Consider the following 10,929-nt stretch of genomic DNA (forward strand, 5'->3'; position numbering starts at 1 on the left):
GGCGGGCAGAAAGCCCGTCTGCAGTTCCGGCGCCATGGTCTCGTTCATGCCGGCCATCTGCATCTCGTAGTCGAGATCGGTGCCGTCGCGCAGGCCGCGGATCATGATCGAGGCGCCCTCCCGCCTTGCCGCGTCGATGACCAGACCGTCGAACGCCACGACCTTGATGCGGGCACCGTCGCGGCCGAATTCGGCCTTGGTCGCCGCCTCGATTAGCTTCACCCGTTCCTCGAAGGAAAACAGTGGCTTCTTGCCGGGATGAATGCCGATCGCCGCATAAACGATGTCGGCCACGGCGAGCGAGGCCTTCAGCACATCGAGGTGGCCGTTGGTCAGCGGGTCGAAGGAGCCGGCGTAAAGGGCGATGCGTTCGGTCATGGCAGGCTTCTAGCGGGCGCGCGGACGGAAGGCAAATCCGATTGATCAGGCATCCGTGAACCTTTTCGCAGACGTGAACGACAGATGAATGCGACGATCAGCAACGTTTCACGCAGCGTTCACTAGGTTGCCGCTTCAGGAGATGAAACCAAAGTCCCATCTATCCGTTATTAGGCGCAGGAGAACACGCACATGCTGATCTACATGCTAGCCACCGCAATGACAGTCGCCATGCTGATCGCCACCGCATTCGGCCTGCATCAGGAAGCCGTGCGCGTTCGCGCCAAAACGAACACGCGGCGCTTCGAAGCCCGCAAACCCTACCGCCACTACTGAATTCGACCCGCCTGATTGCGGCGACAGTCCTGATTGCGCCGGCCGTCTGGCCGGCGTTGCCGTTTTAAGGCCTATTCGGCGGTATCGGGAGCGGCGTCCGTGGCGTCCGTCTCGCCTTCGGCGCTCTCTTCCTCGTCCGATTGCGGTTCTGAAATCCGCTCCACCGAGACGACCTTCTCGCCCTCGGCCGTGTTGAAGATGGTGACGCCCTTGGTGGCGCGGCTGGCAAAACGGATGCCGAAGACCGGAACACGTATGACCGTGCCGCCGTCCGAAACCAGCATGATCTGGTCATCATTGCCGACCGGGAAGGTCGCCACGAGCTGGCCGATCTCGGCCACCTTCGACACGTCGGTGGCGCGGATGCCCTTGCCGCCGCGCCCGGTCAGGCGGAAGTCATAGGACGACGACCGCTTGCCATAGCCATATTCCGTCACCGTCAGCACGAAGCGCTCGTGCTCCTTGAGGAATTCGTAGCGTTCGTCGGAAAGCTCCGCCTCCTCGCCGATCTCCTCGTTGGTCAGCGCGATCTCTTCTTCCTCGCCGGCCACACCGGCTGCAAGCCGCCGCTCCGCCGCCGCCCGCTTGAGATACGCGGCGCGCTCGGCCGGCGATGCGTCGACATTCTCAATCACCGACATGGAGATGACGCGGTCGGTGTCGGCCATGGCGATGCCGCGCACGCCGACAGAATTGCGGCTCTGGAAGACGCGCACGTCGCTGACCGGGAAGCGGATGCACTGGCCCGAATTCGCGGTCAAAAGCACATCGTCATTGTCGGTGCAGGTCTCGACGCCGAGGATCTCGTCGCCTTCCTCCTCCAGCTTCATGGCGATCTTGCCGTTGCGGTTGACCTGGACGAAATCGGACAGCTTGTTCCTGCGCACGGTGCCGCGCGTGGTGGCGAACATCACGTCGAGCTCGCCCCAGCTCGCCTCGTCCTCGGGCAGCGGCATGATGGTGGTGATGCGCTCGCCCTGCTCCAGCGGCAGCATGTTGATCAGCGCCTTGCCGCGCGACTGCGGGTTGCCGATCGGCAGGCGCCACACCTTTTCCTTGTAGACGATGCCGCGCGAGGAGAAGAACAGCACCGGGGTGTGCGTGTTGGCGACGAACAGCCGGGTGACGAAATCCTCGTCCTTGGTCGACATGCCGGAGCGGCCCTTGCCGCCGCGGCGCTGCGCCCGGTAGAGCGACAGCGGCACGCGCTTGATGTAGCCGGAATGGCTGACGGTGACGACCATGTCCTCGCGCTGGATCAGGTCCTCGTCTTCCATGTCCGCGCCGCCGTCCGAGAGCTCGGTGCGGCGCGGCGTGCCGAACTCGTCGCGAACCGCGATCAGCTCGTCCTTGACGATCTGCTGGATGCGCGCGCGAGACGACAAAATATCAAGATAATCAATGATTTCCGCACCGATCGAGTTCAACTCGTCGGCGATCTCGTCGCGACCGAGCGCGGTCAGGCGCTGCAGGCGCAATTCGAGGATGGCGCGTGCCTGTTCCTCGGAGAGGTTGTAGGTGCCGTCCTCGTTGATGCGATGGCGCGGGTCGTCGATCAGCAGGATCAACGACTCGACGTCGCCGGAGGGCCAGCGCCGCTCCATCAACTGCTCGCGCGCCGTCTGCGGATCGGGCGCCGTGCGGATCAGCTTGATCACCTCGTCGATGTTGGCGACGGCGATGGCCAAGCCGACCAGGACGTGGGCGCGTTCGCGCGCCTTGCGCAACAGATACTTGGTGCGGCGGCTGATCACCTCCTCGCGGAAGCTGACGAAGGCCTTCAGCATGTCGATCAGCGTCATCACTTCCGGCTTGCCGCCGTTCAGCGCCACCATGTTGGCGCCGAAGGAGGTCTGCAGCGGCGTGAAGCGATAGAGCTGGTTGAGGATGACGTCGGCGACGGCGTCGCGCTTCAGCTCGACCACGACGCGGTAGCCCTGGCGGTCGCTCTCGTCGCGAATGTCGGAAATGCCTTCGATGCGCTTGTCGCGCACCAGCTCGGCCATCTTCTCGATCATCGAGGCCTTGTTCACCTGATAGGGAATCTCGGTGATGACGATCGATTCACGGTCATTGCCGCGGGCCTCGATGTTGACGCGGCCGCGCATGACGATGGAGCCGCGCCCCGTCGAATAGGCGCTGTAGATGCCGGAACGGCCAAGCACGATGCCGCCGGTCGGGAAATCCGGCCCGGGCACGATCTCCATCAGCGCCGGCAGGTCGATGGCCGGATTGTCGATGAGGGCGATGGCGCCGTTGCAGACTTCGCCGAGATTGTGCGGCGGGATGTTGGTGGCCATGCCGACGGCGATGCCGCCGGAACCGTTGACCAGCAGATTGGGAAAGCGCGCCGGCAGCACCTTCGGCTCGCTGCCCGACGCATCGTAAGTGTCCTGGAAATCGACGGTTTCCTTGTCGATGTCCTCCAGCAATTCATGCGCGACCTTGGTCAGACGCGACTCGGTGTAGCGCATGGCCGCCGGCGGATCGCCGTCGATCGAGCCGAAATTGCCCTGCCCGTCGATCAGCGGCACGCGCAGCGACCAGTCCTGCGCCATGCGCACGAGGGCGTCATAGATCGAGGCGTCGCCATGCGGATGGTATTTACCCATCACGTCGGCGACCGGGCGCGCCGACTTCACATATTTGCGGTTCCAGTGGTAGCCGCTCTCATGCGAAGCGTAGAGGATGCGGCGATGCACCGGCTTCAGGCCGTCGCGCACGTCGGGCAGCGCGCGGCTGACGATCACGCTCATGGCGTAATCGAGATAGGAGCGCTGCATCTCCTCGATGATCGAAATCGGCTCGATGCCGTTGGGGCCGCCGTCCGGCCCGCGCGGTGTCTTCTGGTCGGTCAAATCAGGTCACAATCCAGTCGGGAATCACTTGCTGCTTATATAGGAAGCGGCGCCGAAACTCCAATCTTCATGGCGCTTTTCCAGAGACAATTTTGACGGCAATTTCAAAAGGATACCGCTGATTGCGACGATATGGCCCCGGCGGGTTTTGCCGCCGCTGCGGCTGGTTCGCAACCGATCGCCTCATCGAGCGGGAACCGCAAATACGCTGAACTGGCCCCGTTGGCGGCCTTGCGGGTGTCCTCAGCGGCGGCCCGTCCGGCCCGCCCGGTAGGCGCCGGGCGCTTCTCCCATCTCGCGCCGGAAGCGGCGGTTGAAGGTCGACAGGTCGTTGAAGCCGGCGTCGAAGGCGATCGTCGAGATCGCCGTATCGGAGGTGCGCAGTCGCACGGCGGCCCTGTGCAATCTGGTCCTGAGCAGGAACTGGTAGGGCGTCATCCCGGCCACCTGTCGGAAGGTGCGCAGGAAATGATAGGGGCTGGTCGCTGCGCTGCTGGCGAGGTCGGCGAGCGACAGCGGGCGGCCTGCATCGAGTTCGATCAGCCGCACCGCCTCGGCGACGCGTTTCTGGTCGCGCCGGCCCGGCGCGCGGCCGGCATCGGCGGCATCCGAACTCGCCGTGACCGCCGCCGCGGCGATGCGCAGGCCGATTTCCTCGAATGCATCGGTATCGCCTGTCTCCCGCGCGGCCTCCGCTTCAGCAAGCAGCGGCGCGAGCGCCGGCAAGGGCGGCAGGCGCGGGCCGGTGAAGCCAAGCCGCCTGGCGCCAGGCACGTCGGCAACAACGCGTTCCATGTAGGCCGGCGAAAAATGGAAGGAGAGGCAGCGGTCGCCGGCGCCGTGCTCATGCCCGCACTCATAGCAGGTGCCAGGATTGCCGAGCAGGATCGCGCCGGGCGCCAGCATCGCCGTGCCTTCGCGCGTCCGGTAGCGGAAAGTGCCCTCGGTCACCGCGGCGACACAAAAGCCGCGATGCTCCTCCTCGAACGGGCTGTCGCCGGCGCCGGCGGTGCACACCACGTCCGACACCTGCCAGCCTTGCCCGGAAGCAATTTCCTTGTCGCGCGTCATGGCCCGAAAGATAGCAATTTTCCCCAAGCACAGAACCGTGTCCGGCCGCTATTGCTCGCCCTCTCCTGACAAACGAGGCAGCAGTCATAACCGATCCTTTCACCGAGGCCCTGCACAGCGCCAGCCCAAACGCCGACCTAGCCAAAAAGCTGGAGCTCTATGGCCGCTTCGTCGGCGCCTGGACGTTCGACGCCACCCGCCATCTCGAAGATGGCACGGTTCTTACCGGGCGTGGCGAGGTGCATTTCGGCTGGGTTCTGGAGGGCAAGGCGATCCAGGATGTGTGGATCCTGCCCGCGCGCAAAACTGGTGTGCAGACATCCCTCGGCGCGTGGACGTTCTACGGCACGACGCTGCGCGTCTACGATCCCGGGGTCGATGCCTGGCACATCTTCTGGAGCGATCCCCGTAACCAATACTACAGCCGGCAACTCGGCCGCGCCGAGGGCGATACGATCGTGCAGATCGGCGCCGATGGCTCCGGCGCGTCGGTGCGTTGGAGCTTTTCGCGCATCACCGAGAATTCGTTCCGCTGGCTCGGCGAGCGCTCGCCTGACGGCGGCGCCACCTGGCGGCTCGAGGTCGAATTCCTCGCCCGCCGCACGACTCAAGGCTGATCGGCCAACCTATTGCAAAAACGGAGAAAACGATGCTTGACCACATCTCGCTCGGCGTTCGCGACGCGACTGTCTCGAAGCGCTTCTACGATGCCGTGCTGCAACCGCTCGGCTATAGCTGTCTCAGCCAGTCGCCCGGCTCGCTTGGCTATGGCGCCGATGCGGTGGCGCTCTGGGTGAATGAAGCGGCGCGGCCGGTTTCGGCGGACACGGAGTCCGGCCTGCATTTCTGTTTCGCCGCGCCGACGCGCAAGAGCGTCGATGCCTTCCATGCGGCTGCGTTGCGTGACGGCGGCGGCGACAATGGCCCGCCTGGCCTGCGCGCCGCCTATGGCGACAACTACTATGCCGCCTTCGTCATAGACCCTGACGGGTACCGGCTTGAGGCTTACTGCGGCAAAGCCGAATAGCCGGCTGAAATCCCCTCCCTTCCTGTTCCCACCGCTTCCGCTTTGCTCTACCAATTGGCGAGCTTGGGCTTCGCCCGGCAGGAGGGGACCAGCGATGCCGAGTTTCGACAGCCTGTTCAACGCCTTCGTCACCATACTGGTGACCATCGACCCCCCGGGGCTGGCGCCGCTCTTCCTCGCCGTGACGCGCGGCATGAACCGCGAGGAGCGCCAGCAGGTTTCGGTGCGCGCCTCGGTGATCGGCTTCCTGGTGATGGCGCTGTTCGCGGTTGCCGGCGCGTCGATCCTGTCGGTGTTCGGCATCACGCTGCCGGCCTTCCGCGTCGCCGGCGGTTTCCTGCTGTTCTTCATCGCCTTCGAAATGGTGTTCGAGCGCCGGCAGGACCGCAAGGAGAAGATCGGCGACGTCGCCATCACCAAGGATATGATCCACAACATCGCCGCCTTCCCGTTGGCGATCCCGCTGATCGCCGGCCCCGGCGCGATCTCGGCTACGGTGCTGCTGTCGGGACACTTCGACGGGTTCGCGGCGCAGGCGGCGCTGGTCGGCATCATCTTCGTCTGCCTCGCCATCACCTATCTGGTGTTCGTGCTGGCGGAGCGCATCGACCGCATCCTCGGCCAGACCGGCCGCTCCATCCTGACGCGGCTGCTCGGCGTCATCCTGGCGGCGCTGGCGGTGCAGTTTGTCGCCGACGGGGTCAAGGCGCTGATGGCTGCTTGAGCCGTACCCTACTGCCTACTGCCTATTGCCCTATTTCGCCGCCGTATCGACGACCTCGAAATCGTGGGTGACGGTGGCCGTCTTGGCCATCATGGCGGTGGCGGAGCAATATTTTTCGATCGAGAGGTCGATCGCCCGCTTGACCTTGTCATGCGAGAGCGCGCGGCCCTTGACGATGAAATGCATGTGGATGCGGGTGAAGACCCTGGGCTCCTTCTCGGCGCGGTCGGCGTCGAGCTCGACGACGCAATCCTCGATCGCCTCGCGGCCTTTTTCGAGAATGTGGACGACATCGTAGGCCGAGCAGCCGCCGGTGCCGATCAGCACCAGCTCCATCGGGCTCGGCCCCGGCGTTTTGCCCTCCGGGCCGGACGCGGTTCCGAGGACAACCTTGTGGCCGCTGCCGGACTCACCGACGAAGGTGCGTTCCTCGACCCATTTGACGCGTGCTTTCACGGCATTTTCCTTGCGAGGCCTTGGCTAGCCTATTGACCGAACATGACCGTATGCATGATCCGGCCAGGCAGCAGCGTGAAGATGCCGGCGCCGATCAAGGCGAAGACATAGAGCTTGATCATAGCGCCGCGATGCGCGGCGACGCGATGGGTGTGCGCATACCACACCGCCAGCGGCGCGGTGACCAGCACCAGGATCGACAGCAGATGGATCGGACTAAACGGGCCGATCAGGCGGATCTGCTGGATCCAGAAACTCGAGACGGCGATGACCAGCATCAGCGCCGCCCAGGCATAGCCCATCACGCGGTGGCTCGGCGTGCCTTTCGGCAGCGCCAGCTGCGCGCCGCCAATCGCCAGGGCGGCAAGGGCCGCGAATGCATGCCACGGAATGGGAGGGGGCGCGGATAGCAATGGTCCGAGCGACATCTCCCCTCCTCAATGCCGGTTACGTGGTCCTGGCGCTCAGAACGGGATCTCGTCGTCGAGTTCGCGCGACGCGCCGCCGCCGCCACCCCTGGAGCCGCCACCACCGCCGCCGCGGCTGAAGCTGTCGTTCGGGCCGGACTGGCCGAAATCCGAGCCGCGGCTGCTGTTGCCGCCACCGGCATAGCTGCCGACCTGACCGCCGCCCTCGCCGCGCGCGTCGAGCATCTGCAACTCACCGCGGAATTTCTGCAGCACGACCTCGGTCGTGTAGCGGTCATTGCCGGTCTGGTCCTGCCATTTGCGCGTCTGCAACTGGCCCTCGACATAGACCTTCATGCCCTTCTTCAGATACTGCTCGGCCACCTTGGCGATCTGGTCGTTGAAGATGACGACGTTGTGCCACTCGGTCTTTTCCTTGCGCTCGCCGGAATTCTTGTCGCGCCAGCTTTCCGAGGTGGCGATGCGGATGTTGACGACCGGCTCACCCGAGTTCAGGCGGCGGATTTCCGGGTCCGCCCCGAGATTGCCGACCAGAATGACCTTGTTGATGCTACCCGCCATCGTACTTCTCCGCGCTCATCCGAAACAAATTTTTGACGCTGCACCTTACAGCTTGCGGGCAATCGCCGCCCGTCGTGACTGGCTTTTCCCACAAGGTTTTTGTTCTCTTTTCGTTCTAGGATGTGGGCGACGCGCTGTCAATGGTTGTCAGCAGCATGTAGTGTTCCGGCCCGGAATTTCCACGTGATCGGGAATGGATGGAGTGCCAGGTGAATTCGATCGCACATGGGGACCAGCCGCGCGAACAGTGGCGCGCCGGTGTCGAGACACGCATGCACGTCTCGGCCAGAAAATGGCGCCGCGCAGCTTTGCATCTTTGAGCAGTGGGTCGAACCCACGGTCGGCGCCCCGACGCATTGGCATTCGGTCGAGGAAGTGCTCACCGTCATCGCCGGCACGGCCGAGATGTGGATCGACGACGAGCACAGCGTGCTCACCGCAGGACAGTCTCTCATCATCCCTGCGCACAGGAAGCACGGCTTCCGCAATGTCGGCAACGAACCGCTTCACATCCATGCGGTGCTCGCTTCGCCGATCTTCGAAGCGACGTTCGACGGGCCGGCCGGACTGGTGAGACGCTGGCTTGCTGACGGTTCGTAAACAGCGCTTGCCAAATCAATAAGTATCGACTTATGCTTCAGCCATGATCGAGGCAGAGATTTTCCGCGCGCTGGCCGACCCGACGCGCCGCGCCGTCTACGAGCGGCTCGCCGCCAGCGAGATGACCGTGTCGGAGCTGCGCACCGGCATGACGGTATCGCAACCGGCGGTTTCCCAGCACCTGGCGGTGCTGCGCGGCGCCGGCCTGGTGGTCGAACGGCGCGCCGGCCGCAACGCCTATTACCGCGCCGACCCGCAAGGTCTCGAGCCGCTGCTCGGCTGGATCGAACGCTACCGCGCGTTCTGGCCGGAACGCATCGAGAAACTGAAGACAGTTCTGAAGGGAATGGACCAATGACGGAACGTCCTCCTGCCGAAGCGCCGCTCGACTTCGAATGCGAGCTTGCCGATCCGCCAGAGAAGGTCTGGCGCGCGCTGACCGAACCGGAACTGCTGGCGGCCTGGATGATGCCGAACGACATCACGCCTGAAGTGGGCAGCCGTTTCGCCTTTGCCGGACCCGAGGCGCCGATCGAATGCGAAGTCCTTGAAGCCGAGCCTGGACGACTGCTGCGCTATTCGTGGCGCGAGCGGCCCGGTGCCGACGATGCAGACAAGCTTCCAGCATTGGACAGCATCGTCACCTTCACGCTTGCCCGCACGGTTTCCGGCGGCACGCATCTGCGCATCGTCCATGACGGCTTCGCCCGCACACCCGCCGTCGTCATGGCTGGCGCCGGCTGCCGGCTCGCTTTCAACGCGCAAGGCGCAGGACGCGCGATCGCGGCGAATGCGCCGCTGTTGCGGCGCGCGGCCTGAGCAAGGGAGAAACGAGATGAGCGGGCTTGCCAATCTGGTGCCGATGGTGATCGAGCAGTCGAGCCGCGGCGAACGCGCCTTCGACATCTTCTCGCGGCTGCTGCGCGAGCGCATCATCTTCATCAACGGAGAGATCAACGACGGCATGTCGGCGCTGGTCTGCGCGCAGCTCCTGTCGCTGGAGTCCGACAATCCCGACAAGGAGATATCGCTCTACATCAACTCGCCTGGCGGGGTGGTGACCAGCGGCTTCGCCATCTACGACACGATGCGCTACATCTCCTGCCCCGTGTCGACCGTGTGCATGGGCTTTGCCGCCTCGATGGCGTCCTTCCTGCTGATGGCGGGCGAGCCGGGGCGCCGCATCGCGCTGCCCAACTCCAGCATCGTGCTGCATCAGCCGCTGGGCGGCTTCCAGGGCCAGGCTTCCGACATCCAGCGTCACGCCGAAGGCATCATGCGCACCAAGCGGCGCATGACCGAGCTCTATGCGCATCATTGCGGCCGGACCTACGAGGAGGTCGAGCGCACGCTCGACCGCGACTATTTCATGACTGCCGAGGAGGCGAAGGCCTGGGGCCTCGTCGACCATGTCTACGACACCCGCAAGAAGGCCGCGTGAAGGAATGCCGGCGCGCGGCAATTTGATCGCGTGCGATCTGGCATCGCTGCCGTGCCGACCCTATAGTCCGGCAATGATTGGCAAGCATTCTTCCACACTCCTGGGAATCGTGGCGGTCGCGTGCGTGTTGGCGGGCGCCGCCGTCGCCGATGACAGCGCGACGCAGAAGGGCGCGCTGCCCGGCGTCAGCAGCGACTATCGCATCGCCAAGCCTGCCCCGCAGCCCGAACCCGACGACGCGCTGCCCGCCGGCGGCAACGGCCAGTTCAAGATCGGCGATACCGACGTCAGGATTTCCGGCAGCATAACCATCGACATGGCGACGGGCGGGATCAGGCCGCCGGGCCACTAGCCGGCTACCGTCCGGGCGCTTCGCTGCCTAGACTGCGATTCCAATGTTTCCAATGGCAATGGGGTGTAGCGTGCTTGCACAAACGAACAGCCCCGCCGTTGCTTCCGCAAAACGGACGGGGCTTTTCTGGATTTGAAATCCAAACTTGCCGGGAGTGTTCTGCCGGCGTTTGATTTCGGATGCATCGCGGCATTCAGCCGACGATCCGACTATCGTCTCTAATTGTGAGGATTCGACAGGTCACGGTTTGTCGGGCTGACGCTCACGCCTGCCCTGGCACTTATGCCCGCCGCGGCTCCATCTTGGTGTGGAGCCTCAAGGGACTGTCCGGTGGCGTCATGCTCCGCTCCTGGGTCCGTTGCGACAATTGTCGTCCAGAGCGCAAATCGCAAAACCTGCGGCGTCTCGCAGGCCACCTTTGGGCGGCGAGGCCATCGAAAGACAGCCGGCTCCGTTGGACCTGTGGACACTGCTCCCCTCGCTCGGAGACGTCAACCATCGAATAGCCGGTTACCGAAAAATGTGATCGCCGGGAGGTTACGTCCAGGTCAAGTCGAGACCGGATTTCCACACCGCTTTGTCAGGAGCGTGTTCGGCCTTTGTTCTTTCCGCTTGCTCGCCCGCGCGAAAGACGCTTAAACGCTTTTGTCGAGAATTGTGGCGTCTCTCGACGTGGCGGGAAAATTACCTACATAGG

At 64.3% G+C, this 10,929-nt stretch carries 15 protein-coding genes; 9 read left to right on the forward strand and 6 right to left on the reverse strand.

Features of this window, described 5'->3' with window-relative positions; translation table 11 throughout:
* On the reverse strand, window positions 1–378 hold a 378-nt coding region (gene coaD / locus EN738_RS22480; protein ID WP_127285635.1), incomplete at its 3' end, for a pantetheine-phosphate adenylyltransferase.
* A 192-nt stretch (window positions 379–570) separates the two neighbouring features.
* On the opposite strand from coaD, the gene EN738_RS22485 reads away from it, so the two are divergent.
* Window positions 571–714: a hypothetical protein gene (locus tag EN738_RS22485; RefSeq protein ID WP_127285636.1), complete on the forward strand. Its 144-nt coding sequence runs from the start codon at window positions 571–573 to the stop codon at window positions 712–714.
* A 71-nt stretch (window positions 715–785) separates the two neighbouring features.
* Here the strand turns inward: EN738_RS22485 and gyrA are convergent, their stop codons facing one another.
* On the reverse strand, window positions 786–3,572 hold the full coding sequence (gene gyrA, locus EN738_RS22490) for a DNA gyrase subunit A (RefSeq protein ID WP_127285637.1): 2,787 nt from the start codon (window positions 3,570–3,572) through the stop codon (window positions 786–788).
* Window positions 3,573–3,815: 243 nt separating this feature from the next.
* Window positions 3,816–4,643: an AraC family transcriptional regulator gene (locus tag EN738_RS22495; protein ID WP_127285638.1), complete on the reverse strand. Its 828-nt coding sequence runs from the start codon at window positions 4,641–4,643 to the stop codon at window positions 3,816–3,818.
* An 86-nt stretch (window positions 4,644–4,729) separates the two neighbouring features.
* Between EN738_RS22495 and EN738_RS22500 the strand changes: the two genes are divergently transcribed.
* From EN738_RS22500 to EN738_RS22510, 3 genes are all read left to right on the forward strand, one after another.
* The gene (locus EN738_RS22500; protein ID WP_127285639.1) at window positions 4,730–5,260 is read left to right on the forward strand and encodes a hypothetical protein; all 531 of its coding nucleotides are present in this window, start codon (window positions 4,730–4,732) and stop codon (window positions 5,258–5,260) included.
* Between the two features lie 32 nt (window positions 5,261–5,292).
* On the forward strand, window positions 5,293–5,670 hold the full coding sequence (locus EN738_RS22505; RefSeq protein ID WP_127285640.1) for a VOC family protein: 378 nt from the start codon (window positions 5,293–5,295) through the stop codon (window positions 5,668–5,670).
* Between the two features lie 94 nt (window positions 5,671–5,764).
* Window positions 5,765–6,394, forward strand: a complete 630-nt coding sequence (locus EN738_RS22510) for a MarC family protein (RefSeq protein ID WP_127285641.1) — start codon at window positions 5,765–5,767, stop codon at window positions 6,392–6,394.
* A gap of 30 nt (window positions 6,395–6,424) precedes the next feature.
* Here the strand turns inward: EN738_RS22510 and EN738_RS22515 are convergent, their stop codons facing one another.
* The 3 genes from EN738_RS22515 to ssb are packed head-to-tail and all read right to left on the reverse strand — an operon-like array spanning window position 6,425 to window position 7,839.
* Window positions 6,425–6,850 (reverse strand): OsmC family protein, encoded by a 426-nt coding sequence (locus EN738_RS22515; protein WP_127285642.1) that lies wholly within the window; start codon window positions 6,848–6,850, stop codon window positions 6,425–6,427.
* A gap of 29 nt (window positions 6,851–6,879) precedes the next feature.
* Window positions 6,880–7,278: a DUF2306 domain-containing protein gene (locus EN738_RS22520; protein ID WP_127285643.1), complete on the reverse strand. Its 399-nt coding sequence runs from the start codon at window positions 7,276–7,278 to the stop codon at window positions 6,880–6,882.
* Between the two features lie 36 nt (window positions 7,279–7,314).
* Entirely contained in the window at window positions 7,315–7,839 is a 525-nt protein-coding gene (gene ssb, locus EN738_RS22525) for a single-stranded DNA-binding protein (RefSeq protein WP_127285644.1), read from the reverse strand.
* A gap of 258 nt (window positions 7,840–8,097) precedes the next feature.
* On the opposite strand from ssb, the gene EN738_RS22530 reads away from it, so the two are divergent.
* The 5 genes from EN738_RS22530 to EN738_RS22550 all read left to right on the forward strand — a co-directional run bounded on the left by EN738_RS22530 (window position 8,098) and on the right by EN738_RS22550 (window position 10,232).
* Complete coding sequence (locus tag EN738_RS22530) at window positions 8,098–8,439, forward strand: cupin domain-containing protein (RefSeq protein ID WP_245494604.1); 342 nt, start codon at window positions 8,098–8,100, stop codon at window positions 8,437–8,439.
* Window positions 8,440–8,482: 43 nt separating this feature from the next.
* Window positions 8,483–8,797, forward strand: a complete 315-nt coding sequence (locus EN738_RS22535; RefSeq protein WP_127285645.1) for a metalloregulator ArsR/SmtB family transcription factor — start codon at window positions 8,483–8,485, stop codon at window positions 8,795–8,797.
* Entirely contained in the window at window positions 8,794–9,258 is a 465-nt protein-coding gene (locus EN738_RS22540) for an SRPBCC domain-containing protein (RefSeq protein ID WP_127285646.1), read from the forward strand. The genes EN738_RS22535 and EN738_RS22540 overlap by 4 nt, the downstream gene beginning before the upstream one ends.
* A 16-nt stretch (window positions 9,259–9,274) precedes the next feature.
* Window positions 9,275–9,880: an ATP-dependent Clp protease proteolytic subunit gene (locus tag EN738_RS22545; RefSeq protein WP_127285647.1), complete on the forward strand. Its 606-nt coding sequence runs from the start codon at window positions 9,275–9,277 to the stop codon at window positions 9,878–9,880.
* 73 nt (window positions 9,881–9,953) lie between these two features.
* The gene (locus EN738_RS22550; RefSeq protein ID WP_127285648.1) at window positions 9,954–10,232 is read left to right on the forward strand and encodes a hypothetical protein; all 279 of its coding nucleotides are present in this window, start codon (window positions 9,954–9,956) and stop codon (window positions 10,230–10,232) included.
* The last annotated feature ends 697 nt before the right edge of the window (window positions 10,233–10,929 follow it).

Source organism: Mesorhizobium sp. M4B.F.Ca.ET.017.02.2.1, from assembly GCF_003998955.1.
Taxonomy (GTDB): Bacteria; Pseudomonadota; Alphaproteobacteria; order Rhizobiales; family Rhizobiaceae; genus Mesorhizobium; species Mesorhizobium abyssinicae.